This window comes from Nonomuraea sp. NPDC003727 (genome assembly GCF_053586935.1).
This window is the reverse complement of sequence record NZ_JBSFNE010000012.1, coordinates 126,878-153,200: the sequence shown is the minus strand read 5'-3', so window position 1 is coordinate 153,200 and position 26,323 is coordinate 126,878. Positions and strand designations below refer to the sequence as shown.

At 72.7% G+C, this 26,323-nt stretch carries 20 protein-coding genes; 7 read left to right on the top strand and 13 right to left on the bottom strand.

Translation table 11 applies throughout. From position 1 onward, the window contains the following. Positions 1-52 precede the first annotated feature (52 nt). Genes rbsK through ACWDLG_RS29690 form a run of 9 tightly spaced genes read right to left on the bottom strand, consistent with a single transcriptional unit; the run spans position 53 to position 9,491 of the window. Positions 53-937, bottom strand: a complete 885-nt coding sequence (gene rbsK, locus ACWDLG_RS29730; protein WP_449926127.1) for a ribokinase — start codon at positions 935-937, stop codon at positions 53-55. Then, the gene (locus ACWDLG_RS29725) at positions 934-2,265 is read right to left on the bottom strand and encodes an ADP-ribosylglycohydrolase family protein (RefSeq protein WP_449926125.1); all 1,332 of its coding nucleotides are present in this window, start codon (positions 2,263-2,265) and stop codon (positions 934-936) included. Before ACWDLG_RS29725 ends, rbsK begins: the two co-directional genes overlap by 4 nt. Then, positions 2,262-3,401 (bottom strand): ADP-ribosylglycohydrolase family protein, encoded by a 1,140-nt coding sequence (locus ACWDLG_RS29720; RefSeq protein ID WP_354912391.1) that lies wholly within the window; start codon positions 3,399-3,401, stop codon positions 2,262-2,264. The genes ACWDLG_RS29725 and ACWDLG_RS29720 overlap by 4 nt, the downstream gene beginning before the upstream one ends. Beyond that, complete coding sequence (locus tag ACWDLG_RS29715) at positions 3,398-4,366, bottom strand: ADP-ribosylglycohydrolase family protein (RefSeq protein ID WP_449926121.1); 969 nt, start codon at positions 4,364-4,366, stop codon at positions 3,398-3,400. The genes ACWDLG_RS29720 and ACWDLG_RS29715 overlap by 4 nt, the downstream gene beginning before the upstream one ends. Positions 4,367-4,373: 7 nt before the next feature. After that, positions 4,374-5,345 (bottom strand): ADP-ribosylglycohydrolase family protein, encoded by a 972-nt coding sequence (locus ACWDLG_RS29710; protein ID WP_449926118.1) that lies wholly within the window; start codon positions 5,343-5,345, stop codon positions 4,374-4,376. Beyond that, a complete protein-coding gene (locus ACWDLG_RS29705) occupies positions 5,342-6,664 on the bottom strand; it encodes an ABC transporter substrate-binding protein (protein WP_354912397.1) in 1,323 nt (440 codons plus the stop codon). Before ACWDLG_RS29705 ends, ACWDLG_RS29710 begins: the two co-directional genes overlap by 4 nt. Before the next feature lie 9 nt (positions 6,665-6,673). Next, positions 6,674-7,492, bottom strand: a complete 819-nt coding sequence (locus ACWDLG_RS29700) for a carbohydrate ABC transporter permease (RefSeq protein WP_354912399.1) — start codon at positions 7,490-7,492, stop codon at positions 6,674-6,676. Continuing rightward, positions 7,489-8,400: a carbohydrate ABC transporter permease gene (locus ACWDLG_RS29695; RefSeq protein WP_354912401.1), complete on the bottom strand. Its 912-nt coding sequence runs from the start codon at positions 8,398-8,400 to the stop codon at positions 7,489-7,491. The genes ACWDLG_RS29700 and ACWDLG_RS29695 overlap by 4 nt, the downstream gene beginning before the upstream one ends. Next, positions 8,397-9,491 (bottom strand): LacI family DNA-binding transcriptional regulator, encoded by a 1,095-nt coding sequence (locus ACWDLG_RS29690; RefSeq protein ID WP_449926113.1) that lies wholly within the window; start codon positions 9,489-9,491, stop codon positions 8,397-8,399. Before ACWDLG_RS29690 ends, ACWDLG_RS29695 begins: the two co-directional genes overlap by 4 nt. Before the next feature lie 284 nt (positions 9,492-9,775). On the opposite strand from ACWDLG_RS29690, the gene ACWDLG_RS29685 reads away from it, so the two are divergent. Beyond that, positions 9,776-10,735 carry a hypothetical protein gene (locus ACWDLG_RS29685; protein ID WP_449926110.1) on the top strand — a complete coding sequence of 320 codons (960 nt, stop codon included), beginning with the start codon at positions 9,776-9,778 and terminating at the stop codon, positions 10,733-10,735. Positions 10,736-10,813: 78 nt separating this feature from the next. Continuing rightward, entirely contained in the window at positions 10,814-16,039 is a 5,226-nt protein-coding gene (locus ACWDLG_RS29680; protein WP_449926107.1) for a DNRLRE domain-containing protein, read from the top strand. A 50-nt stretch (positions 16,040-16,089) separates the two neighbouring features. On the opposite strand, the gene ACWDLG_RS29675 is transcribed toward ACWDLG_RS29680, so the two are convergent. Beyond that, entirely contained in the window at positions 16,090-17,079 is a 990-nt protein-coding gene (locus tag ACWDLG_RS29675; RefSeq protein WP_449926104.1) for a phosphotransferase enzyme family protein, read from the bottom strand. A 34-nt stretch (positions 17,080-17,113) separates the two neighbouring features. Then, entirely contained in the window at positions 17,114-18,283 is a 1,170-nt protein-coding gene (locus ACWDLG_RS29670; RefSeq protein WP_449926101.1) for an MFS transporter, read from the bottom strand. Positions 18,284-18,306: 23 nt separating this feature from the next. Here ACWDLG_RS29670 and ACWDLG_RS29665 point away from each other — a divergent pair, with 23 nt between their 5' ends. The 3 genes from ACWDLG_RS29665 to mihF all read left to right on the top strand — a co-directional run bounded on the left by ACWDLG_RS29665 (position 18,307) and on the right by mihF (position 20,367). Beyond that, positions 18,307-19,479: an ROK family protein gene (locus tag ACWDLG_RS29665; protein ID WP_354912409.1), complete on the top strand. Its 1,173-nt coding sequence runs from the start codon at positions 18,307-18,309 to the stop codon at positions 19,477-19,479. Positions 19,480-19,533: 54 nt separating this feature from the next. Beyond that, a complete protein-coding gene (locus tag ACWDLG_RS29660; RefSeq protein ID WP_354912411.1) occupies positions 19,534-19,956 on the top strand; it encodes a GlcG/HbpS family heme-binding protein in 423 nt (140 codons plus the stop codon). Positions 19,957-20,058: 102 nt separating this feature from the next. Continuing rightward, positions 20,059-20,367 (top strand): integration host factor, actinobacterial type, encoded by a 309-nt coding sequence (gene mihF / locus ACWDLG_RS29655; RefSeq protein ID WP_354912413.1) that lies wholly within the window; start codon positions 20,059-20,061, stop codon positions 20,365-20,367. Between the two features lie 40 nt (positions 20,368-20,407). On the opposite strand, the gene ACWDLG_RS29650 is transcribed toward mihF, so the two are convergent. Next, positions 20,408-21,055: a response regulator gene (locus ACWDLG_RS29650; protein WP_449926097.1), complete on the bottom strand. Its 648-nt coding sequence runs from the start codon at positions 21,053-21,055 to the stop codon at positions 20,408-20,410. Beyond that, the gene (locus ACWDLG_RS29645) at positions 21,046-22,293 is read right to left on the bottom strand and encodes a sensor histidine kinase (RefSeq protein ID WP_449926094.1); all 1,248 of its coding nucleotides are present in this window, start codon (positions 22,291-22,293) and stop codon (positions 21,046-21,048) included. The genes ACWDLG_RS29650 and ACWDLG_RS29645 overlap by 10 nt, the downstream gene beginning before the upstream one ends. 181 nt (positions 22,294-22,474) lie before the next feature. Here ACWDLG_RS29645 and ACWDLG_RS29640 point away from each other — a divergent pair, with 181 nt between their 5' ends. Both ACWDLG_RS29640 and ACWDLG_RS29635 read left to right on the top strand, forming a co-directional pair. Continuing rightward, the gene (locus ACWDLG_RS29640) at positions 22,475-23,716 is read left to right on the top strand and encodes an acyltransferase family protein (protein WP_449926091.1); all 1,242 of its coding nucleotides are present in this window, start codon (positions 22,475-22,477) and stop codon (positions 23,714-23,716) included. A 68-nt stretch (positions 23,717-23,784) separates the two neighbouring features. After that, positions 23,785-26,289: a DEAD/DEAH box helicase gene (locus ACWDLG_RS29635; RefSeq protein WP_354912421.1), complete on the top strand. Its 2,505-nt coding sequence runs from the start codon at positions 23,785-23,787 to the stop codon at positions 26,287-26,289. The last annotated feature ends 34 nt before the right edge of the window (positions 26,290-26,323 follow it).

The window sequence follows — 26,323 nt, the reverse complement described above, 5'->3', positions numbered from 1 at the left end:
CCCGGCGTTCGCGCGTGACCCGTCGGCCCAGGCCGGCCCAGGTCCGTCCAGGTCAGCCCAGGGCGGCGTCGATCTCCGCGCGGGTCGGCATCGAGGTGCTGGCACCCTCACGCTGGACCGAGAGCGAGGCCGCCACCGAGGCGAAGCGGAGCGCCTCCTCCGGCGCCCGTCCCTCGGACCTGGCCACCGCCAGCGCGCCGACGAAGGTGTCGCCGGCCGCCGTGGTGTCGACCGCCTTCACCGGCTCGGCGGGGACCCGCAGCCGCGCGCCGTCGCGCGAGCCGTACAGCGCGCCCTCGGCGCCCAGGGTGATCACCGCCTCCGGCACGCGGTCGAGCAGCGCGTCCAGCGCCTTGCCTGGGTCCTCGACCCCGGTGATCGCCGCCGCCTCGTGCTCGTTCGGCACGATCAGCGTCACCGCCGCCAGCAGCTCGTCGGGCAGCGGCTGGGCGGGCGCGGGGGTGAGGATCACCGGCGCGTCGGCGGCCCGCGCCGCCTTCGCGGCGGCGACGACGGCCGCCATCGGCAGCTCGAGCTGCAGCAGCACCGCGGCCGAGCCCGCGATGAGCTCCAGGTCGTCGTCGGACGGCCCGGTCACGGTGCCGTTGGCGCCGGGCACCACGATGATCGAGTTGCCGCCGGAGTCCTCCACCACGATGTGCGCGATGCCGCTCGGCCCCGACACGTGCCGGAGCACGCTGACATCGACGCCCGACTCGACGAGCGTGGAGCGCAGCACCACGCCGAAGGGGTCGTCGCCGACCGCGCCGAGGAAGGCGACGTCCGCGCCCGCGCGGGAGGCGGCGATCGCCTGGTTGGCGCCCTTCCCGCCGGGGATGGTGCGGAAGGAGCGCCCGGTGACCGTTTCTCCGAGTCTGGGCGCCGTGGGCACGTAGGCGACCAGATCCATGTTCACGCTGCCGAAAACCGAGATCATGACACCATCATCCTCTCCGTGCGCCGCGCCAGCTCGCTCAGGGCGATGCCGTCGAAGCCGGTCAGGCTGCTGGCCAGGCTGTCGCGCAGCCGCCACCGGTCCGGCACGCCCCCGTTGAGCGCGCCGGCGATCGAGCCGGCCGTGGCGCCGGCCGAGTCGGTGTCCCAGCCGCCCGCCACGGCCCCCGCGATCGTGGCGGTGAAGTCGCCGTCGGCGTGCACGAGCGTGGCCGCGACCAGGGCGGCGTTGTTGATCGTGTGCACCCAGTGCAGGTGCCCGTGCCGCTCGTACAGGCGGTCGACGACCTGCTCGAAGTCGTCCAGGCGGGCGGCGTCCGCGACGGCCTGCCGTACGGCCTCGGCCAGCCTGGAGCGGGGCGGGACCACGGACAGGCCCGCCTCGACGACCTCCTCGACCGAGCCGGCCACCATCGACTGGGCGCACATGGCGGCCACGAACATCGCGCCGTAGACGCCGTTGGCGGTGTGGGTGAGCCTGGCGTCGCGCCAGGCGTACTCGGCCGCCGTGGCGGGGTCGCCCGGGTTGACCCAGCCGTACAGGTCGGTCCTGATCAGCGCGCCGATCCACTCCCGGAACGGGTTGCGGTAGGTCGCGGTGGTCGGCGGTTCCAGGCCCGCCAGCAGGTTGCGGTAGGCGACGCGCTCGGCGGTGAACGTCCGCCCGGCGGGCAGCTCGTCCAGCCACAGCGTGGCCACGTCGTCGGTGGTGAAGCCGCGGCCGTGCCGTTCCAGCACCGACAGGGCCAGCAGCGGATAGTTGAGGTCGTCGTCCTCGGGGACGCCGTCGACGTTCTCGGCCAGCGAGTTGACCGCGCTGCGCCGGTTCCACGGCCAGCGCCGGTTGATCTCGGCGGGCAGCCCGGCGGCGGTGAACCAGCCGCGGATCGGCCAGTTGCCCGTCGCCTCGGCGATGGCCCTGACACCCTCGCGCGGGATCTTCTCCACCGGTTTGCCGAGCACGCACCCGGCGGCCCTGCCGAGCCACGCCCCGAGCATCCTGCCGGGCACGGGTGACGCCGCCGCCGCGCGGGCGGCGGGCCAGCCGGGGCACCGGGCGACGATCTCGGCCAGGTCGGTGGGCTCGTCCAGCGGCGACTCCCGCGCGGCCAGCTCGTCCAGCAGCTCCTCGGCCAGCCCGCGCAGCGCCAGCGCGTCGGGCGAGGAGGCGCCCGCGCGGGGCGGCGCGTCGTGGCCGCCCGCCGCGTGCCAGCGCGCCGTGATGTCGGCCACGTCGCGGCCGTCCTCGGCGGCCTGGCGGAGCTCGTGCCCCACCAGGTCCTCGGGCTGCACCCAGGTGAGCCTGATCACTGGCCGGCCAGCTCGGCGAAGGCGGCCTCGTGGGCGCGGCGCCGCTCCAGGTCGTCGCGGTGGATCCGCCGCGTCACCCCGGCCAGCGCCAGTCCGGGTGCCACCAGGTCGGTACGGCTGGCCGTACCGACCTGGTCGACCCACGCGGACGGCACGCAGGACAGCCCGCCGAGCGCCCCCGCCAGCGCCCCGCCCATGGAGGCGATGGAGTCGGCGTCGCGCCCGTAGTTGACGCCGCCGAGCACGGTGTCGCGGTAGTCACCCTTGGCGATCAGCAGGAACGCCAGCGCCAGGGGCAGTTCCTCGATGCTGTGCACCCGGGACGGCCGCCGGGCGCCGAGCCCCTGGTCGCGGTAGGTGTCGGCGACCGTGTCGTAGGGACGCATGGCCGCGCGCAGCCCCTCGAAGGAACCCTCCCAGTGCCCGAAGTCGCGCGCCCGCGAGCACACGGCCTCGATGGCGGCCCTGGTGCCGTCCTTGGCCAGCCGGGACGCCACGGCCACCACCGAGTCGGCCGTCGCGCCCGGCCGCATGGCCTCGGCGACCGCCGCCGCCATGACCCCGGCGGCCTCGCGCCCGTAGGAGGACTGGTGCGCCCCGGTCAGGTCGATCGCCTCGGCGTAGGCCGCGTCGGGGTCGCCGGCGTTGACCACGCCGACCGGCGCGACGTACATCGCGGCGCCGCAGTTGACGATGTTGCCGGTGCCGGCCTCGCGCGGGTCGACGTGACCGTAGTGCAGCCGCGCCACGATCCACTTCTCGGCCAGGAAGACCCGCTGCAGCGGCAGCGCCTCTGCCTCCAGCTCGGGGATCCACCGCTTCTCGGCCATCATCTCCGGCACCATGTGCTCGGCCATCGCGTAGGCGTCGAGGTGCCCGGCGGTCTTCTCGTAGACGCGGATCAGCGCGTGGGTCATCAGGGTGTCGTCGGTGATGTGGCCGTCGCCCTTGTGGTAGGGCGCGATCGGCCGGGCGTTGCGCCAGTCGGTGTTGAACGGCGGGACGACACCCTCGACCGTTCCTCCGTAACGCTGGGTGATCTGCTCGGGCGTCCAGCCTTCGGTGGCGCCGCCGAGGGCGTCACCGACCGCCGCTCCCGCCACGCACCCAGTGGCCTTGTCCTCCAGCGGCGTCATGCGATTCCCTCCGAGATATCAACGAGATCCCTGCCCGCCAGTTCGGGCAGGCAGCATCCGGCCAGCCTGCGCGCCGAGGCGGCCCATGCCTGCGGCACCGCCGAAAGACCGCCGCAGGCGCCGGTGAGCGCCCCGGTCAGCGCGGGCGCCGAGTCGGCCACCGCGGCCAGGCACGCCGCGGCCGGCACGGCCTCGGCGAGCGACCCGCCCGCCACCTCGGCCAGCGCCAGCGCTATCGGCACGGTCACCGCGGCCGCGACGGCGTAGCTGTAGACGTGGTCGACGAGCGCGGCGTCGAGCGCGGGCACCGCGGCGAAGGCGCCTCCCGCCTCGCGGGCCACCCGCAGCGCCGTCCTGGCGTTGTGGCCGATCGCGGTGTCTTCGGGCAGTTCGGCCAGCGCCGCCTCGACCGCCGTGGCGGCCGGTGCGCCGGTGACGGCGGCCGCCACCGCCGCGGCCATCGCCCTGGCCCCGAGCACGCCGTCGCCGGCGTTGGTGACGTGCGCGTCGGCCGTGGGATCACGCCCCGTGACCCCGAACGCGACGGCCCGCACGGCGGCCGCGTCGTCGAAGAAGTGCGGGTTGTCGTGCCCGCTGGCGGGCGGCTCGAGGCCGCGCCGCAGGTTGTCCAGCGCGCTCGCCACCGAGACGCGGGCCCGCAGGTCGTCGCGCCCGGCCAGGTCGAGGAAGGCCCCGGCCCGGTCCTGCGCGATGGTCAGCGCGGTCCACGCCAGCCACTCGGCGTCGTCGGACGGCCCGACGGCCAGCGGCGCGGTCGGCTGGTTGAGCGCGAACGGCACCGGCAGCGTGGTGACCCCGCGCTCCTCGGCGAAGGCGTCGAGCTCGCGATGCAGCCGCCTGCTCCACGGCGCGTGCAGCGCGGCGCGATGCCGGGCCGCCGGCCAGCCCGCCGCGTCGCCCACGGCCAGGCCGACGAACGCGCCTGTGATCCTGTCCCCCGACATGTGGTCTCTACAGTCCTCTCGCCCACTCGTCCTCGGCCGGTCCTCTCGCCAGCTCGTCCGCGACGTCGAGCACGTGCCTGCCCGCCACGACCGGCAGGCACTTGCCGGTGGCGGGGCCGACGCGCTCGGCCCATCTGCCCGGCACCCCGCCCTCGCCGCGCCCAGCGCCCGCCAGCGCGCCGGCGATGGCGCCGATGGTGTCGGCGTCGCGGCCCAGGCTGACCGCGTAGGTCACCGACTCCTCCACCTCGCCGTCACCGTGCAGGTAGGCGGCGAACGCCAGCGCCACGGCCTCGGGCGCCAGGTCGGTCCACGGGTAGTGCCTCATGACCACGGCCTCGTGCAGCCGCTCGGGCGAGTCCCTGAGCGGGCGCGCCCTGGTGACGGCACGGGCGGTCCACGAGTCGGCGGGGATCGCGGCCAGCCCGGCCTCGACCGCCTCCTCCGCCGTGGCCCCCGTCATCGCGACGGCCACGGCCGCGGCGACCGCCATGCCGCCGTTGATGCCCTCCCCGTCGGCGCTGACCAGGCCGTCCTGCTCGACCAGCCGGGCCGCCTCCGCCGGATCACCCGGGCAGAAGACACCGTACGGCGCCGCCCGCATCGCCAGGCCGTCCGACCAGCCGTGCGCGTGGACCTTGCCGGTCAGCGGCGGTTCGAGACCGCGCCGCAGCGCCTGGACGGTGCCGAGCTCGGAGAAGCCCGCGCCCCTCATCGGGCCGAGCACCGAGGGGATGATCTCACTGCGGTAGGCGGCGGCGACGTCGACGCTGGTCAGCTCGTGGCCGTGCCGTACGAGCAGCGACGCGGCGAAGATGGCGTACTCGGTGTCGTCGGTGCCGCCGCCCTCGATCTCGGTGAGCCTGCCCCACCTGGCGGCGATCTCGGCCGGTTCCATGTTCTCGGCGGGCGCGCCGAGGGCGTCGCCGGCCGCCAGGCCGAGCAGGCACCCCCGGGCGCGATCCTGCGTCAAGGTCACGAGGAGTACCGCTCCAGCACCTCGTTGCCCTCCTCGACCAGCTTGGCCGCCGCCTCGTCGAGGGAGATCTTGTTGGCGTAGTACTGCTGCAGGGTGGGGGTGGCCACCTTGCTCTTCCACTCGTCGAAGCCGTTGACCTTCAGGAACGGCGCGACGACCAGGTTCTTGGCCGAGGCGGTGGCCACGTCCCAGCCGTTCTCCTGGGTGGTCATCGACGGGTCGGCGGCGGCCTGCTGCGAGGTGGGCAGCAGCCAGTCGCCCTTGGCGAGCTTGGCCTGGTTGGTGCCGTTCAGGAAGAAGGAGATGAACTTCAGCGCCTGGTCGGAGTGCTTGCTGTCGGCCGAGACGGACAAGGTCTGGGAGACCGCGCCCTGCTCGGAGGTGGTGCCCTTCAGCGGGGGCAGCGTGACCCACTCGAAGTCCTTGGGAGCCTGCTCGGCGACCTGCTGGCGCAGGTAGACGCCGGCGGGCAGCAGCGCGAACTTGCCGGCGTAGAAGGCGGGCAGCGGGTCGGCGCTGCCCTGGCCGAGCGCGGCGGGGTCGGCCGACTTGTCCTTCCAGAGCTGGTCGTGGATGCGCTGCAGCACCTCCTTCTCCTCCGGGCCGACCTTGACGGTGGTCTTGCCGTCGGCGCCGGTCTGGAAGAAGGTGCCGCCGTAGTTGAGCGCCAGGTTCAGCGTCTTGTTGACCGGGGACTTCATCGGCCAGGCCACACCGAAGCCGCCGTCCTTGGTCAGCTTCTTGCTGACCTCGGCGAACTCGTCCCACGTCCAGGGGTTGTCGGGCGTGGGGATGCGGACCTTGGCCGCGTCGAGCAGCTTCTTGTTGGCGATGATGACCTGCGACTCCTGCAGGAACGGCACGCCGTACACACCTTCGGTGCCCTTGCCGTCCTTGAAGGTCACGGTGTCCCACGCCTTCTGCGGGATGTCGCTCTTCAGCTCGGCGGGCAGCTTGTCCTTCAGGTCCAGCAGGTAGCCGTCGGCGGCGAAGCCGGACAGCGCGGGAGAGTCGTCGTGGATCACGTCAGGGGCGGTGCCGCCGGAGAACTGCGTGACCAGTTGGTCGTTGACGTTGTCCCAGCTGCCCTGCACGTAGGTGACCTGGATGTCGGGGTTGGCCTTGTTCCACTCCTCGACGAGCTCCTTGTTCGCCGCGAGCGACTCCTTCTGCCAGGCCAGGCTGAGGAAGTTGATCTTCACGGGCTCGCCGCCGGGCTTGGCGGACTCGGCGGCGCCGCCGCCACCCCCGCCGCCGCCACCGCACGCGGCCGCCATGGTCACGATGGCCGCAGCCGCCAAAGCGGACTTGATACGCATAAGAGCCTCCTAGCCCTTGACCGCTCCGGCCATGAGGCCGGACCTCAGCCGTCGCTGGATGATTGCGAAGAAGATCAGGCTCGGGATCGTCGCCATGAGCGACGCCGCGGCGAGCGGGCCGAGCCTGGCCACTCCCTCGGGTCCGGTGAACCGGACCAGGGTGAGCGGCAGGGTCATCACGTCGGGGTCCTGGAGGATCACGAGCGCGAAGAGGAACTCGTTCCATGAGGAGATGAACGAGAACAGCAGCGTCGCCACGACCCCGGGGGCCAGCAGCGGCGCCACCACGGTGGCGATGGTGCGCATGCGTCCCGCGCCGTCGACGGAGGCGGCCTCCTCCAGCTCGGGCGGTACGGCACGCACGTAGCCCTGCAGCATCCACAGCGCGAACGGCAGCGTGAACGTGACGTGCACGATCACCAGGCCGGGCAGCGTGTTCACCAGCTGCAGCTCCCGCAGCACCATGAAGAGCGGGATGATGATCAGGATGAACGGGAAGACCTGGCTGACCAGCACCCAGCCGAGCGCGATCCGGTTGACCAGGCTCCGGTGGCGGGCCATCGCGTAGGCGGCCGGCAGCGAGATCAGCACGGTGATCACGCTGGTGAAGACCGCCACGACCAGGCTCCTGCCGGCGGCGCCGAGCAGGTCCTGCTCGCCGAAGGCGTCGGAGAAGTTGGCCAGGGTCGGGTCGCGGGGGATCCAGGTGGGGTCGAGGCCGGCCATCTCCTGCGGCGTCTTGAGCGCCGTGGACAGCAGCCAGACCAGGGGGAAGGCCAGGAAGAGGATGTAGGCCAGGAGCGCCAGATATTTCGGGGCCTGCTTCACTTCGTCTCCCTCATCTGGCGCCACAGGTACAGCCCCAGCACCGCCAGCACGACGATCACCATCGCGACGCCGAGCATGGAGGCGTAGCCGAAGAAGCGGTACCGGAAGGCCTCCTCGTAGGCGAAGAGCATCGGCAGCCGCGTCTGGCCGCCCGGTCCGCCGGCGGTGAGCACGTAGACCAGGCCGAACTGGTTGATGTTCCACACGAAGTCGAGCGAGGTGATGGCCACGATGACCGGCCTGAGCTGCGGCAGCGTGATGTTCCAGAACCGCCGCCAGCGGCCCGCGCCGTCCACCTCGACCGCCTCGTACAGCTCCTTGGGGATGCTCTGCAGGCCGGCCAGCAGCACGACGGTGGTCTGCGGCATGCCCGTCCAGACGCCGACCACGATGATGGCCGGCAGCGCGAGCGAGAAGTCGGCCAGCCAGTCGATGTGCGTGCCGAGCATCGCGTTCAGGATGCCGGCGTCGGGGTGGTAGACCAGCTTCCACATCAGGCCGATGACCACGGGCGGCATCGCCCACGGCACCACGGCCAGCACCCTGGCCACGCCCCTGAAGCGCAGGTTCTGGTTGAGCAGCAGCGCCAGGCCCAGCGCGGCCAGGAACTGCAGCACGGTCACCGAGACGGCCCAGATCATGCCGATCCGGAACGAGGACCAGAACTTCTCGTCGGTCAGCAGCTGGCCGAGGTTCTCCAGGCCGGTGAACTCGATGTCCCTGTTCCTGCCGGCCCGCGCGTCGGTGAAGGCGAGGCTGATGCCGTACAGCAGGGGCCCGAGGCTGAACAGCAGCACCGGCACCAGCGCGGGGAGCATCAGCAGCAGCGTCTCGCGGCCCTGCCGCGAGCGGACCTTGCGGCGCGGGCGCGGCGAGGTGTGCGGGGGTCTGGTCGCGACCGCCGTCATGGTGTGCCTCCCTGCGGGTCCGATGCGGCGTCGGCGGGCCGCGTGGCGGGGAGCGCCCGGACCGGCGGGACCGGTCCTCCCGCCGCGCCCTGTCCGACGGTGGAGGCCCGGACGGCGAGCACGGGCGGCACCGTGACCAGCCGCGGCTCCCTGCCGGTGTCCTTGAGGCGGTCGAGCATCAGCTCGGCGGCCGCCTTGCCGCGCTCGGCCGATCCGAGCGAGACGCTCGTGAGCGACGGCCACGAGGCCGCGGCCAGGTCGGTGTCGTCCATGCCGACCACCGCCACGTCCTCCGGCACCCGCAGGCCCCCCGCCCGCAGCACGTCGAGCGCGCCCAGCGCGATCAGGTCGTTGGCGCACATCAGCGCGTCCACGCCGGCCGCGCGCTCGAGCAGCGCGCGTGCCGCGCGCGCTCCCGCCGCCCGGTAGAAGTCGCCCACCTCGACGATCCCCTCGTCGTACGGCAGGCCGCGCTCCTTCAGCGCCTCCCGGTAGGCCGCGGCGCGCGCCGCGCCCGGCACGGTGTCGAGCGGGCCGTTGAGGAATCCGATCCGGCGCCGGCCGAGCGCGTGGAGATGGTCGATGGCGAGCCTGACGCCGGTGCGCGAGTCGGCCCTGACGTTGTCGACCCGCGTGCCGTCCGGCACCGAGCCGATGATGACGACGGGCGCCCGGGCGGCCGCGATCATCTTCAGGTGCTCGTCGGTGACGCGCAGCGGGCTCATGATCAGCCCGTCGACGTAGCGCTCGCCGAGGCTGTGCAGCACGTCGATCTCGTCGGCCACGATGGCGTCGGTGGAGTGCAGGACCAGCCGGTAGCCCGCCGCCTTCAGCACCGGCTGGATCTGGCGCACCATCGCCAGGTAGACGGGGTTGCCGATGTCGGCCATGGCGAAGGCGATCTGGTGGGTGCGGCGCGACTTGAGGCTCCGGGCCACGGCGTTGCGCACGTAGCCGAGCTCTTCGGCGGCGGTCAGCACCCTGCGGACGGTCTCCTCACGGGTGGGCAGGCCGTTGAGCACACGGGAGACGGAGGCGATCGACACCCCGGCGCGCTCGGCGATCGTGGTGATCGTGGGTCCTTCGCCCAACGCTTGACCTCCCTGGGAACTGAAAACGTTTACAGTACGTTTACTGTAAACGTTTACGGGGCTGGGCTCATGAAACATGCCGGTAACGTCGAGGGTCAAGTCACGATCACATAACGCCAGGTCAGCGCGGTCTCGCGGGGCGGACCGGTCCAATGGGCGAAAGATCGTTCTGGTCGGGAAACGTTTACCAACCAGCCATCCGCGATCACTCGTCTGGACAACCATGATCCTTACGTTTGCGGCGTTTGTGCACATCCCCCCTCATCGCATGCGGAAGGACATTCATGCGGATCGGCACTCGTGCACTCGCCGTCATCGTGACGGCATGTCTGGCCATCACCTCGGCCGGGCTGTCCGGAGTCCCGGCGTTCGCGGCGGACGACCCCGCCCTCGCCGCCCTCACCCAGGTCGTCCCAGAGATCGTCGAGGAGGCCAGGACCACGCCGCCCACGGAGATCCCCGAGGGCAACACCCAGCGGCCCTTCGCGGCCTCCACCGCCACCGACACCGCGCTGACGGCGACCGTGAGCGACTCCGACATCGGCATCGGCACCCCCGACGCGCAGGGCACCGGCAACCAGCCGCTGCCGGGCCTGGTCACCTACGCCGCCAAGCAGCCCGGCGTCGCCTTCGCCCACAACCGCACCGGCCAGGTGGCCCGCGTGCTGACCGTGATCAAGGACTCCTCGGCGCCGACCGAGTACCGCTTCCCGATCAGCGCGCCGGAGAACAGCACGCTGGAACTCGACGAGGACGGCCAGACGGTACTGATCTACAACGAGGAGGTCTACCTCGGCGAGATCGACGCCCCCTGGGCCAAGGACGCCAACGGCAACCCGGTCCCGACGGCCTACCGGGTCGAGGGCATGACGCTGGTCCAGACCGTCCAGCACGCGGGCGCCGCCTACCCCGTGGTCGCCGACCCCGCCCTGAAGCTGCAGTGCACCTGGTGGAAGGCGATGTGCCGGGTCATCTTCTCGCGCACGCTCACCAAGAAGATCCACAACGCCTGGCTGTACGGCGGCGCGGCCGCCGCCGCCGAGGTCCTCAAGTACGCCTGCGACAAGATCAAGGAGGCGCGGGCCAAGCTGATCTGCAAGGTGGCGGTCGTGACCGGCATCGCCTCGTTCATCTACAAGATCCGCGAAGCGGCCCAGAAGAACCAGTGCTTCGCCATCCGGGCGCAATGGCCGGGGCCGATCCTCTGGGGTGAGGTACGCAAGCAGAGCTGCTCGACCAGGTAGCCCTCTCTCCTCCGCTCTCCACCGACGCCCCCGTCACCGCGACGGGGGCGTCGCCCTACGTCCGCTTCCGGAGCACCCATGCCTGCCATCACGCTGCGGGCGGTCGCCTGCGGTCTCGCGATGATCGTCCTCCCCCTGGTCCCCTCCGCTCCCTCGGCCGCCGCGGCGGCCGAACCGCCCGCGCCCGTGACCACCCCGCCCCACGCGTCCCCGGCGTCGTCACCCGCATCCCCCGCCCCGGCCGCCACCACGACCGGGACAGCGGCCGGGACAGCGGCCGGGACGGCGCCCGACGAGGCCTCCGCCCGGCTCACCGCGCGCCTGACCGGCCGGCGGGTGGAGATCGAGTCCGCCCGCACGGAGACCACCACCACCTACGCCAACCCCGACGGCTCGATGACCGTCGACAGCTTCGCCGGACCGATCAGGTTCCGCCGCGACGGAGCCTGGGCGCCCGTCGACATCAGGCTCGCCGCCGACGCCACCGGCCGCATCGCGGCCCGCGGCCACCGGCGCGGACTCACGCTGGGCGTCGGCGGCGGCGACCTCATCACCGTGGGCGAGGGAGAGTCCAGAGTCTCCATGCGGTGGAAGGGCGCGCTGCCCACGCCCCGGCTGCACGGCGAGAGCGCCACGTATCCGGAGGTGCTGCCCGGCGCCGACCTGGTCGTCAGCGCCACCAGGACGGGCGCCGAGCAGTTCCTGCTGCTCAAGCGGCGGCCCACCACCCCGCTGCGGTACACGCTGCGGCTCGGGGCGCCCGGCATGACGGCCCGCCGGGCGGGCGACGGCGGCGTCGAGCTGGTGGACCGCAAGGGCGAGGTCGCCGTCACCATCCCCGCCCCGGTCATGTGGGACGCGCGGGTGCACCCGGTCTCCGGCGACCACCTGAACCGGGCGCCGGTGGCCATGACGCTGTCGGGCCAGGACCTCGTCCTGACCCCCGACCCCGCCTTCCTCGACGACCCGGCCACGCGGTACCCGGTCACCGTCGACCCCTCGCTCAACCTGGGCCAGGTCTTCGACACCTTCGTCCAGGAGGGCTACGGCACCGACCAGTCCGGCGCGACCGAACTCAAGATCGGCGACAACGGCGGCGGCCAGGTGGCCAGGTCGTTCATCACCTGGAAGACGCCCGGCATCGCGGGCAAGAAGATCCTCTCGGCGTCGCTGAAGCTGTGGAACCACCACTCCTGGTCCTGCAACGCCAGGACGTGGGAGGTCTGGTCGGCCAACCGCGCCGCCACCTCCTCCCGCTGGCCGGGGCCCACCATGGTCGCCCGCTACGCCACCTCGACGGAGACCAAGGGCTGGGGCAGCGGCTGCGCCGACGGCTGGGTGAGCGCCAACGTCACCTCCCTGGTGCAGATGTGGGCGGACAAGGCGTGGACGGAGTCGGGGATGGGCCTGCGGGCCGCCGACGAGGCCGACGAGTACGCCTGGAAGCGCTTCAACTCGGGCAACGCCTCCTCGGGCGTGCCGTACATCTCGGTGACCTACAACTCCTACCCCGACACGCCCCTGTCGACGTGGGTCTCGCCCTACACCGACAACGCGGGCACGCGATGGACCAACACCCTGACGCCGCAGTTGCGCAACCACGTGCGCGACCCCGACCAGGGCAACGTGCGCGGCCTGTTCGACGTCTATGACGGCGCCACCCTGGTCGTCGACAACCTCTGGGGCGGCTACGTGGCCAGCAACGGCTTCTCCGCCGCCGGCGTGCCCGCCGGCAAGCTGGTCCACGGCAGGTCCTACACGATCCGCTCCTGGGCCAACGACGGCGCCCTGTCGTCCAAGGCGTACCAGAGCGCCACGTTCGCCGTCGACACCGTCAAGCCGCCCGCTCCCCGGGTGACCTCGGCGGACTACCCCGCCGACGGCGGGTGGCACGGCGACGCCGGCAAGCCGGGCACCTTCACCCTGACGCCCGCCGACGCCGACTCCGCCCAGCTCGCCTACCGGCTCGACGGCGGCGCCGTGACCTCGGTGCCGACCACGGGTGCGGCCGTCAGCGTGAAGGTGACGCCGCCGTCCACCGGGGCGCACACGCTCAGCGTCTACACCGTGGACAAGGCGGGCAACGCCTCCCCCACGACCGCCTACACCTTCAACGTGGGCGCCGGCACCGCCGTGGCGGTGCTCACCTCTCCGGAGGACGGCGGCCGGACGACGGGCAGGCTGGCGCTGGCGGTCTCGGGCACCGGCTTCACCCAGGCCACCTTCCAGTACCGCAGAGCCGAGGCGGACACCTGGTCCGACATCCCCGTCGCCCACGTCGTCGGCGCCGACGGCAAGCCGCTGACCGCCTGGCCGGTGGCCGCCCCCGGCCGCCTGTCCGGCCTGGTCTGGGACGTGGGAACGCAGCTCGGCGACGCCGCCGTCCAGGTCCGCGCGGTGGTCTTCGGCAACGCCGCGGCCAGCGAGCCGGTCACCGTCGTCTCCGACCGGTCCGCCTCGACGGCCGCCCGCGCGCAGGTCGGTCCCGGCGAGGTCAACCTGCTGACCGGCGCCTACCGGCTGCGCGCCGCCGAGGGCGGCCCGTTCGGTCTGACCGTCGCCAGGTCGTACGGCTCGCGAGGCGGGGGCGGCCCGCTCGCCCCCTTCGGCAAGGAATGGCCGCTGGCCATCGCCTCCCTGCGGGAGACCTCACCCACCTCGGTCGAAGTGATCACAGAGGAGGGCCGGCCGGTCCAGTTCACCAGGGCGGGCGACGTCTGGCGGCCCGAGCTCGGCGCCGAGGACCTCACGCTCACCGGCTCCTACACCCTCACCGACTCCCGGGGCCGCACGACCGTCTTCGCCAGGCACGGCACGCTGTTCCTGCCGGCCGAGCACGGCTACGAGACGGTGGGCGACCAGGTCAGGCCGACCTCGATCGCCCAGGCGGGACGCCAGCTCGACCTGGCCTACGGCACCGACGGCCGGGCCGCCACGCTCAGCTTCAACGGCGTGGTCATCGCCCGGTACGCCTACGACGCCGCGGGCCGGCTGGCCGAGGTGTGGGACCCGCGCATCAGCCCTCCCCTCAAGACCCTGTACGGCTACGACGCCGCCGGCCGCCTGACCTCGATCACCCCGCCCGGTGAGCTGCCCTGGACGCCGCGGTACGACGCCGACGGCCGCCTGCTGTCGGTCACCCGCGCCACGCTCAGGCCCGGCACCGCCGACCAGGTGGCCGGGCAGGCCACCACCACCGTCGTGTACGGCGTGCCGCTCGATCGGGCCGCGGGCGGCCCCGCCGACGTGACGGCCAAGGAGGTCACCGCCTGGGGCCAGAAGAAGGCGCCCACCACCGCCACCGCGCTGCTCCCGCCCGACCAGCCGCCCGGCTCGTGGACCAGGGCCACGGTCACCTACCTGGACGAGGCGGGCCGCGCCGTCAACACCCTGGCGCCGGGCGGGCGCCTCGGCGCGGCCGAGTACGACCGCTTCGGGCATCTGGTCCGCGCCCTCACCCCTGGCAACAGGGAGCTGTCGCAGCGGCCCGACACCGACTACCGCCTCGGCGAGCTGGGCATCTCCGGCTACACCCCCGCCGAGCGCGCCGAGCTGCTGTCCACCCGCGTCGGCTACGACCAGACCGGGCGCAGGAAGCTGGAGGAGCTCGACCCGGTCCACATCGTCAACCTCGAGGCCGAGATCAGCGAGGACCTGCCCGCCGGCTTCGCCATCGGGGCCAGGACGCACGCCGTGTTCACCTACGACGAGCAGCGGCCCGCCGACGCAGCCGCCAGGGATCTGCCCACCACGGTCAGGAAGGGAGCCAGGATCGTCGGCAGGGAGTCCATGCCGGACGCCGACGTGCGCACCACCGCCACCGGCTACGACTGGACCACCGCGCTGCCGGTGCGGACCGTCCTCGACCCCGGCGGCCTGGCCGTCACCAGGACCGTCGACCGGCCCGTGCCCTACACCGCGGGCGGCACCGGCGTGTGCGGCGGCCGTCCCGAATGGGCGGGGCTGGCCTGCAAGGACGGCGACAAGATCGTCACCTACACCGCGATGGGCGAGGTCGACACGATCACCGAGGGCGGCGCCGTCACCGTCATCGGGCGCGACGACGCCGGACGGCCCGTCACGATCGGATCGCGAGAGCTCGGCTACGACCCGGCCACCGGCAGGGTGGTCGAGCGCGGGCAGGCGGGCGCGAAGGCCGTCTCCGCCTACGACCGGCTCGGGCGCCTCATCTCGCACACCGACGCCGACGGGGCCGTCACCCGCACCGAGTACGACGATCTCGGCCGCCCGGCCAAGGTCAGCGACTCGGCGCCGTCGACCACCGTCTACGCCTACGACCACGCCGTCGAGCCGCGCGGCCTGCTCACCTCGGTCACCGACTCGGTGGCCGGCGTCTTCACCGCCCGCTACGACGACGACGGCCGCGTGGTGGCCGGCGAGCTGCCCGGTGGCCTGCGGCTGGCGGCGGTGTACGACGAGATCGGCCAGCCGTTCGCCCGGGTCTACACCCGTGACGGCGTGGACGGCCCCGTGCTGATCGACCAGGCCGGCCTGTCCGTGCACGGGCAGCCGGTGCTCCAGCTACGCACCGACACGATGACCGACCGCACGCTCGGCTACGACAGGGCGGGCCGGCCGACCTCGGTGCAGGAGATCGCCTTCCCGGTGTGCTCGCTGCGCCGCTACGCCTACGACGGGCAGGGCAACCGCACCCGGATGGCGGTGCAGAGTTCCGAGGAGGAGTGCCCGCAGGCCGACGACGCGGCCGCCACGATCACCGGCTACACCTACGCCGACGGCCGGCTGACCGGCGACGGTTACGGCTACGACGGGCTCGGCCGGACGACGGCGCTGCCCGGCGGCAGGACCGTGGACTACGCCGACGACGGCGCCCCGTCGAAGGTGACGGCCGGCGACCAGGCCCTCGCCTGGGCGCGCGACCCCATGGGCAGGGTCAGGTCGGAGACGGCGGAGACGGGCGCGGTGACCGTGCACCACTACGGCTCCGACGGCGAGTCGCCGCGCTGGCTGACCGAGGGCGGGGCGATGGTGCGGACCGTCGCCGGGATCGGCGGCGAACTGGCGGCGCTGACCTCGGCGACCGGCGCGGTCCGCGTGCAGCTGACCACGCTGCACGGTGACGTCGGCACCGAGCTCGACCTCGATTCGGGGGCGGCGACGGTGCTGGGCTTCGACGAGTTCGGCGTGGCCACCCGGCCACGCAGGTACGGCTGGCTCGGCGCCCGGTTCGTCTCCGGCGTTCCTGGCGGCCTGCTGCTGATCGGCACCCGCCTGTACGACCCGGCGCTCGGCCGCTTCCTGCAGTCGCCCTACGTGGGGTGAGCCGCCTGGGCCCCGCGCGCCGGCAGCGGCGCGCGGGGCCCGCGGGCCGCTCAGGACGAGGTCAGGTAGCGCTCGGCCAGCTCGCAGGTCCCGCGCGTGTAGCCGGCGCCGAGCTCTCGGGCGAGGTCCACGCCCTGGTGCGACCCGATCCACGCCACCAGCAGGAGCCTTCTGAACAGGATGAACGTCCAGATCTCGCGCTCGTCCGCCGCGTCGAACGGCTCCTCGCCGCGGTAGCCGTCCAGCCACGAGTCGATCAGCTCGGGCACCACCGGCTCGTGCTCGATGAAGCTGAGGGCGGCGGCCAGGTCGTAGACGTGCCAGCCGAACCCGCAGTCGTCGAAGTCGATCACGCTGGGTTCGGGGCCGCCGTCGTCGAGCAGGTTGGCCAGGCGCATGTCGGCGTGGATCAGCCCGAACCGCTCGGGCGGCTGCCCGTAGCGGCCGACGCGCTCGCGCAGCCGATGCTCCAGCCGCCGCAGCAGGGCGCGGGCCTCGCCGTCGACGCCGACGCCGTCCTGCCATCGTCCCCATCTGGCGTGGGCGCCGAACGCGGCCTCCCAGTCCCACGCGAACCTGGTGAAGCCGTCGGGCCGCCGCCACCGTACGGCGTGCCGATGCATGCGCGCGGTCACCGCGCCGAGCTGCTTGAACCCGTCGACCAGGCGTTCCTGCCGCGGCTCGGTGCCCGGCAGGAACGCGAACATCACGGCGTTCCTGCCGCCCACCTGGACCACCCGCGCGCCGTCGGCCGACTTGATCACGCCCGGCGTGCGCACGCCCTCCTCCCGCCTGAGCGCCTCCAGCCAGGCCAGCTCGGAGCCGATCGCCTGCGCCGAGTGGTAGCCGAGCCGGTGCACCCGCAGGATCGACCGCGCTCCTGTGTCGGGGTCGTCCACGCGGAACGTGGCGTTCTCCGAGACGTTGATCAGCGTCACCGTGCTGGCGGGCGAGACCCGGTAGCGGGTCAGCGCCGCCCGCGCCACCTCGCCGACGCGGTCGAGGACGCCGTCTCCGGCGGACAGATCATGTAGCTCCACCCGAGCATTGTCCCGGCAGCGCGGGAGCGGGCGATCAGCGGCCCGCGGGGACCGGCTCGGGAACCGTGGTGATCGCCCGGATCGCGGGGGTGCCGGCCAGGCCGACCACCGCGGCCAGCACGGCGGGGATGACCAGCGCGACGGGCAGCGACGAGTGTTCCGTCACGAATCCGAGGACGGCGGGCCCGACCAGCAGCCCCGAGTACCCGAACGCCGTCACCAGCGACAGCGCCCGGCCGACCGCCCCGCCGGCCGCGCCCACGGCGCTGAAGACGACGGGCACCACGGTGGCCAGGCCGATGCCCGCCAGCGCCCACCCGGCCCACGCGCCGGCGACGGTGGGCACGAACAGGACCAGCAGGTACCCGGCCGTGGCGAAGGCGCCCGCGAGCTGGATCGTGCGGACCGGTCCCAGCCTGGCCCTGATCGGGTCGCCGAGCAGCCGCACCGACGTCATCGCCACGGAGAACACCGTGTACGCCAGCGGCGCGGCGGCGGGGTCGGTGCCCAGCACCCACACCGCGTGCAGGGCCGCCCAGTCGATGGCCGCGCCCTCGCTGAGGTGCCCGGCGAAGGCGACCAGGCCGAGCAGGGCGACCAGGCCCCACCGCATGGCTCCCATGCCGCCGCCCGGCTGCGCCGACGAGGCCGCCGGCCGTCCTGGCAGCAGGAGGCGGGCGGCGGGCAGGTACAGGAACGGCACGACGACGGCGGCGCCGACCAGCAGCGCCTGGCCGTCCACGCCCAGCTTGAGCCCGAGCGCGGTGAGCGCGCCGCCGGTCGCGCCGCCCAGGCTCCACGTGCCGTGGAAGGCCGAGATGATCGGCCGGCCGTAGGCCTGCTCGACCTCGACGGAGTGGACGTTCATCGCCACCTCGATCGCGCCGAGGCCCAGGCCGAAGACGACGGCCGTGACGGTCAGCACCGCGTAGGAGGGCGCCAGCGCGGGGCCGAGCAGCACCGCGGCCGACACCGGACCGGCGATCCAGCACACCGTCCTGCTGGTCCACCGGTCCACGATCCGGCCGGCCAGCAGCATCGACACCAGGGCGCCGAGCGACACGAGCAGCAGCGTGTAGCCGATCCGCTCGGGCCCGAGGGCCAGCCGCTGGTTCAGGGCCGGCAGGCCGGCCGCCCACATGCCCATGACGAGCCCGCAGAGGAAGAAGAAGCCGAAAACACCGATCCGCGCTCTTTTGTTCACGGCTAGAGCATAAACTGACTTCCATGGATGTGGGAGACCTGCGCGTGCACAATCGCCTGCGGCTGCTGCGCGCGGTGCACGACTGCGCGGCCGGCCGTACGAGGTCCCAGCTCACCCGCGACCTGGCCTTGGCGCGCGGCACCGCGTCGGTGCTGGTGGCCGGGCTGGTCGAGGACGAGCTGCTCCAGGAGGCGCCGCCGCGCGAGCACGCGAGGGGGCGGCCGACCCAGGTGCCGGGCCCGCACCCCGACGGGCCGCTCGCCCTGGCCGCCGACCTGCGGGAGGACACCTGGACGATCGCGGCGGGCGAGCTCGGCGGCGGCTCGCGCGTGCTGGCCACGCGCGGCCACGACGGCACGCCCGGCGACGCCCTGCCGTCCCTCGGGGCGGCATTGCGCGAACGGCTCGGGCGGCTAGGGCCCCGGGTGGTGGGCGTCGGCCTGTCGGCGGCGGGCCCCGTGCGCGCGGACGGGATGCTGGACATCTCCCACCTCGGCTGGGTCGACGTCGACGTGGCCCAGGCGCTCGCGCTCGGCGACGTGCCCCTGCTGGTGGGCAACGACGCCAGGCTGGCGGGCCTGGCCGAGGCCCGCCGCGGCCACCTGCGGGGCGTGGACGTGGGCCTGCACATCCACGTCGACTTCGACCCCGGCGGCGCCCTGCTCGTCGAGGGCCGCCCCCTGACCGGAGCGGGCGGTACGGCCGGCGAGTTCGGCCACATGCCGCTGGCCGGCGGCGACGAGCCGTGCCCGTGCGGCGCCCGGGGCTGCCTCAGCCTCGCGGTGGGCCGCAACGCGCTGCTCCGGCACCTCGGCCTGGAGGCGGGTCGCGGCAGGGGCAGGGACCAGGCCGAAGGCATCGTCGCGGCCGCCGCGGCCGGCGATCCCGCGGCGGTGGCGGCGATCGAGGCGAACGCCGCGGCGCTCGGCAGGGGCATCGGCGCGCTCGTCAACGCCCTCGACCCCGGGACGGTCACGGTGTCGGGCATCGGCGTCGCGCTGGTCGGCGAGCGGTTGCGGCGCTCCTGTGACGAGGCGCTCATGGAACTGCGCCGCCGCCGGCCGCCGGCGATCCTGCCCTCCGCCCTGGCCGACACGGGCCCGCTCGTCGGGGCGATGGAGTCGGTTTTCGACGCCTTCCTGACCCCCGATGGCCTCGAAATCTGGCACGCGACACGCCCGAAACGGGAAATGTGACAGAAACCACGATGATCTTGCAATCGTGACGCGGCGGACGATACCCATGAGTCCATGAAATTTCGGGACACAGTGGGGTTGGAGATCGCGTTACGGATGTGCGAGGCGGCGATCAGGCAGGCCCGCCGCGAGGGCGCGCTCGTCTCCGTAGCGGTGGTCGACGCGGGCGGACATCTGGTGAGCTTCCAGCGCATGGAAGGCGCCGAGATCGCCGGTCCCGTCCTGGCTCCCGGTAAGGCCTACACCTCGGTGGCCAACCGGATGGCGACCGCCGACCTGGCCCCGCTCACCGTCCCGGGAGGCGAGCTGTACGGCCTCGCGGGCGACCGTTTCGTCTGCTTCGGAGGTGGCATCCCCTTGTGGGCGGACTACGGTGAAGGAGAGCGCGTGGTCGGCGGCGTGGGGGTCAGCGGGGGCACCGTCGCGCAGGACGTGGCGTGCGCCGAGGCGGCCGCTTCGGTCTGGCGCACCGGCTGAGCGGCGGCTTTCCGCAACACGAACCGCTGGCATCCGCCATGATTAGCCGCGACACCACGGGTAACACAATCCCGAAGCATTACTCCCCGAGGAGAGATCGAGATGGCACTTCCCACTCTTACCCCCGAGCAGCGCAAGGCGGCGCTGGAGAAGGCCGCTGAGGCCCGTGCCGCTCGCACCGCTCTGCTCGCGAAGGTCAAGGCCGGTGAGCTGACCTTCGCCGACCTGCTGGAGCGTGACGACGACATCGCCAAGAAGATCAAGGTCTCGCAGGCGCTGCGCGCCGTCAAGGGCGTCGGGCCGGCCAAGGCCAACGCGCTCATGGAGGAGGCCGGCGTCGACGAGAAGCGCCGTCTCGGTGGCCTGGGCGCCCAGCAGCGCAAGAAGCTGGTGGACGCGCTCGGGGCCTGAGTCCCCTCGCGGCCGGTCCTGACGGGACCGGCCGCGCGCCTCAGCCGCGCAGGTACGCCAGCACGGCCAGCACCCTGCGATGCTGGTCGCCGTCGTCGGCGTAGAGCCCGAGCTTGGCGAAGATGCTCCTGATGTGCTTCTCCACCGCCCCGTCACTGATCACCAGGTGCCTGCCGATGGCCGGGTTGGACCTGCCCTCCGCCATCAGGGCCAGCACCTCCCGCTCCCGCGGTGTCAGCTGGGCCAGCGGATCGTCCCTGCGCCTGCGCACCATCAGCTGGGCCACCACCTGGGGGTCGAAGACCGTGCCGCCCGAGGCCACGCGCCGCAGCCCCTCCATGAACTCGTCGACGTCGACGACCCTGTCCTTCAGCAGGTAGCCGACCGCGCCGCGGGCGTCGGCCAGCAGGTCGTCGGCATAGGAGACCTCGACGTACTGCGACAGGATCAGCACGGGCGCCCCCGGCACCCGTCCGCGGGCCCGCACCGCCGCGCGCAGCCCCTCGTCGGTGAACGACGGCGGCATCCGCACGTCGACCACCGACACGTCCGGCTTGTGGGTGGCCACGGCCTCGACCAGCGCGTCTCCGTCGCCGACCGCCGCCACCACCTCGCAGCCGAACTCCTCCAGCAGCCTGATCAGGCCCTCCCTGATCAGGACCGCGTCATCGGCCACGACTACCCGCACGGCACCTCCGCGATGATCACTGTCGGCCCGCCCACGGGCGAGCTCACGACCAGCTCGCCGTCGACCGCGCGCAGCCGGTCGGCCAGCCCGGCCAGACCGTGTCCCTTGGCGACGTGTGCGCCGCCCACCCCATCATCGCCGATCGTCAGCATCAGCGTGTTCCCCACCCTGCTGAGTTGCACCGAACAGGTGGTGGCGCGGCTGTGCTTGGCGATGTTCGTCAGCGACTCGGCGACGACGTAGTAGACCGTGTTCTCCACTGCCGCGACGTAGCGCTCGGCGACCTGCACGTCCAGGTCGACGGGCACCGTGCACCTGCCCGCCAGGGCGGCCAGCGCGGGCGCCAGGCCCCGGTCGGCCAGGATCGGCGGCGCGATGCCGCGCGAGAGGGCGCGCAGCTCGTCCAGCGTCTCGCGGGTGGCGGTGATGGCCCCGTCGAGCGTCGCGTGGGCGGCCTGCGGGTCCTTCTTCAGCTGGCGCTGCGCCCTGGACAGGTCCATCGCCAGCGACACCAGGCGCTGCTGCGGGCCGTCGTGGATGTCGCGCTCCAGCCGGCGCAGCGCGTCGGCCTCGGCCGAGACCGCCGCGGCCCGGCCCTCCGCCAGGTCGTCGATGCGCTCCTGCAGTTCGGCGACACTCGTCAGCAGCGCCCTGCCGAGCCCCGCGCGCAGCAGCGCCGCGCCCCTGACCACGAACGGCAGGACCAGGGCGCCCGCCAGGCCGATCGCGACGTAGAAGGCCGTGTTGACCAGGTAGCCGTCGCCCAGGCCGAGCAGTTCGGGAAGCTCCATGTTCCCGGGGATGCGGGAGGTGATCCAGCCGTAGACCGGATAGGACAGCCCCAGGATCGGGACCGCCCAGAACACCACCGTCACCACGAACGTGGCGATCGCGATCGGGAAGTTGACGATGCCGTGCAGCAGGTCCAGCCATGACTGGCCCGCGGTCAGCGGGTTCACCAGGCGGCGGAAACGGCCCGCGCCCTCCGGCGGCTGCCGGTAGCGGGGCCTGATGGCGGGACGGTGGAGCACGTCGGACAGCCAGCCGCGCTCCACGTCGGCGAACCCCCTGGCCACCATCAGGGTGCCGCACAGGACGGGCACCCCGACCCACACCACCACGGTACCGAGACCCAGCGCGAATCCGGAGACGAGCAGGAGGAAGGCGATGATCGCCGTGGGGAAGCCGACCAGCAGGTAGCGCGTGTCCAGCAGGACACGTCTCATCAGGGAGCGCATGACACCACGCTACGAGCCCGGCGGACCCGTTCTCGCCCCTGCGGGCAGGCGTCCGGAGGTAGGGCCAGCCCTACCACCCGCGGTGGTGAGACCTTGACCACAAGACGGCGGGCTGCGGGACTGTGCTCGGCGGCCCCGGACGGAAGCCTTGAACCACCACCTTCCGAATCGAGGCCTCCCCATGACCGTCCTGCTCGAACGCCCCGCCGTACGCGCCCCTGCCAGGGACTCCTTCATCGACGTGCTGCGGCTCGCGGGCATGGCCCTGGTGGTGCTCCAGCACTGGACGATCCCCGTCCTGGGCTACGACGGTGTCCGCCTGACCACGGGGAACGCGCTGTCGGCCCCCGGCGTGTGGGTGGTCACCTGGATCAGCCAGGTCATGCCGCTGGTGTTCTTCGCGGGCGGCGCGGCCAACGCCATCAGCTTCCGCCGCGCACCCGGCACCGCGCCCGCGTGGCTGGCCGTACGGCTGCGCCGGCTGGCCTGGCCGGTGCTGCCGCTGGCGGCGGTCTGGATCCCGCTCCCGCACGTGCTGGCCACGTTCGGGGTGCCCGCGCAGCCGCTGGAGGTGGGCTCGCGGCTGACCGGGCAGCTGCTGTGGTTCCTGGTCGTCTACCTGATCGCGGTCGCCGCGACGCCGCTGATGCTCAGGCTGCACGACCGGTACGGCTGGCGGGTGCCGGCCGTCCTGGTCGCCGGCGCGGTGGCCACCGACCTGGTCAGGTTCACCTCCGGTGTCGACCTGGTCGGCTACCTCAACATCGGCTTCGTGTGGCTGGCCGTCCACCAGCTCGGCTTCTGCTACACCGACGGCAGGCTGGGCCGTCCCGGCGTGCTGGCCGTGGCGGGGTACGGCGCCGCGGCGCTGCTGGTGGGCTTCGGCCCCTACCCCGGCAGCATGATCGGGCTGCCCGGCGCCGGGATGTCGAACATGGCGCCGCCCACGCTGGCCGTCCTGGCCGTCGGCGTCGGGCAGATCGGCCTGGCCACGCTGCTGCGGCCGTGGATCACGCGGCTGCGCACCGAGCGGCTGGTGGCCTGGGCGGGGCCCAGGATGATGACCGTCTACCTGTGGCACATGCCCGCGCTGTTCGCGGTGAGCGGCGTGGTGGTGGTCGGGCTCGGCGTCGGCACCCCCGCGCCCGGCGGACTCGGCTGGCTGGCGGGGTGGCCGGTGTGGTTCGGCGCGCTCTGCCTGGTCATCTGGCCGCTGCTGCGGATGTTCGCCAGGTTCGAGGAGCCGCCGGCGCTGCCGTACGGGATCGCCACGTGGCGCAGCTCGCTGGCCGCCGCGGCGCTGGTCGGCGGCGGGCTGCTGGGGCTGACCGCCTTCGGGTTCGCGCCGGGCGCGGTCCCCGTGGTCTCGACGCTCGCCATCGCGGGCGGCCTGCTCCTGACCGCTCCCCGCGCTCGCCTGTGACTCCTCACCGCCTCCGTACGCGGTCCTGACGGCCGCTCGTTAACCAGTTCGGCCCCGTCCTTGGCAAGATGGAGAGGGTGAGCCTCATTGACCGCCTCCCCGAAGAGATCGACGCCGATCCCGATGCCATCTTCGACGCGTTCGTCACGTGGAACTCCGAACGGGGGCTCACCCTCTATCCGGCGCAGGAAGAGGCGCTGATCGAGGTCGTCTCGGGAAACAACCTGATCCTCGCCACCCCGACCGGGTCCGGCAAGAGCCTGGTCGCGGCCGGAGCCCACTTCGCGGCCCTGACCCGCGACCAGCGCACCTTCTACACCGCGCCGATCAAGGCGCTGGTCTCGGAGAAGTTCTTCGACCTGGTGGCGCTGTTCGGCACCGAGAACGTCGGCATGATGACCGGCGACGCCAGCGTCAACCCCGGCGCGCCGATCATCTGCTGCACCGCCGAGATCCTGGCCAACGTGGCCCTGCGCGACGGCGCCGCCGCCGACATCGGCCAGGTCGTCATGGACGAGTTCCACTTCTACGCCGAGCCCGACCGCGGCTGGGCGTGGCAGGTGCCGTTGCTGGAGCTGCCGCACGTGCAGTTCGTGCTGATGTCGGCCACGCTCGGCGACGTCAGCATGTTCATGGAGGACCTCACCCGGCGCACCGGCAGGGAGACCTCGGTCGTCAAGCACGCCGAGCGGCCCGTCCCGCTGGTCTACTCCTACCGGATGACCCCGCTGCACGAGACTCTCGAGGAGATGCTCAGCACGGGCCAGGCGCCCGTCTACGTGGTCCACTTCACCCAGGCCGCCGCGATGGAGCGCGCCCAGTCCCTGATGTCCATCAACATGGCGACGAAGGCCGAGAAGGAGGCCATCGCCGCCCTGATCGGCAACTTCCGGTTCACCACCCGGTTCGGGCGGGCCCTGTCCCGCCTGGTACGGCACGGCATCGGCGTCCACCACGCCGGCATGCTGCCCAAGTACCGGCGCCTGGTGGAGCGGCTGGCCCAGGCCGGCCTGCTGAAGGTCATCTGCGGCACCGACACGCTCGGCGTCGGCGTCAACGTCCCCATCAGGACCGTGCTGTTCACCGCCCTGTCGAAGTACGACGGCAACAAGGTGCGCCGCCTGCGCGCCCGCGAGTTCCACCAGATCGCCGGGCGCGCGGGCCGCGCCGGCTTCGACACGATCGGCTACGTCGCCTGCCAGGCCCCCGAGCACGACATCGAGAACGCCAAGGCACTGGCCAAGATCGGCGACGACCCCAAGCGGCGCCGCGGCTACGCCCGCAAGAAGCCGCCGGAGGGGTTCGTCGGCTGGAGCGAGGAGACGTTCGAGAAGCTGCAGACGGCCGAGCCCGAGCCGCTGGCCTCCCGCTTCAAGGTCAGCAACGCCATGCTGCTCGCCGTCATCAACCGGCCAGGCGACTGCTTCGCGGCCATGAAGCACCTGCTGACCGACAACCACGAGGACCGCAAGTGGCAGCGGCGGCACATCAGCCAGGCCATCGCGATCTACCGCTCGCTGCTGGCCGGCGGCGTGGTGGAGAAGCTGCGCGAGCCCGACGAGCAGGGCAGGATGGCGCGCCTCACCATCGACCTGCAGGAGGACTTCGCCCTTAACCAGGCGCTGTCCACCTTCGCGCTGGCCGCCTTCGACCTGCTCGACCTCGAGTCGCCCAGCTACGCGCTCGACATGGTCTCGATCGTCGAGTCCATCCTCGACGACCCGCGCCAGGTGCTGTCGGCGCAGCTGAAGAAGGCCCGCGGCGAGGCCGTGGCGCAGATGAAGGCCGACGGCGTCGAGTACGAAGAGCGCATGGAACAGCTGCAGGAGATCATGTATCCGATGCCGCTGGAGACGCTGCTGCTCGGTGCCTACGAGACCTACCGGCGCGGCCACCCCTGGGTCGCCGACTACACCGTCAGCCCCAAGGCCGTCGTGCGCGACATGTACGAGCGCGCGATGACCTTCACCGAGTACATCCAGTTCTACGAGCTGTCCCGGTCGGAAGGCGCGGTGCTGCGCTACCTCGCCGACGCCTACCGGACGCTGAGCCGTACGATCCCCGAGCATCTCAAGACCGACGACCTCGTCGACCTCATCGAATGGCTCGGCGAGCTGGTTCGCCAGGTCGACTCCTCGCTGATCGACGAGTGGGAGAAGCTCAGCAACCCCGAGGCGGCGCTGGAGCAGGAACAGGAGCTGGAGCGCACGGTCAGGCCCGTCACCGGCAACCCTCGCGCGTTCCGCGTCCTGGTCAGGAACGCGATGTTCCGGCTGGTCGAGCTGTGCTCGCTGGAGAAGGAGCACGAGCTCGAGGAGCTGGCTCCCGACGTCGACTGGGGCGCGGCGCTCGACGCCTACTACGACGAGCACGAGGAGATCTTCACCGACGCCGACGCCCGCGGACCCGGCCTGCTGCGCATCTCGGAGGAGAAGGAGCTCTGGAAGGTGCGCCAGGTCATCAAGGATCCGGCGGGCGACGGCGACTGGGGCATCGACGCGCAGGTCGACCTGGCCGCCTCCGACGAGGAAGGCCGCGCCGTCCTCCACGTCCTCGGTCTGAACCGCCTGTGACCGGGGCTCCCAGGCGGGGCTGAGGTCCGCCACG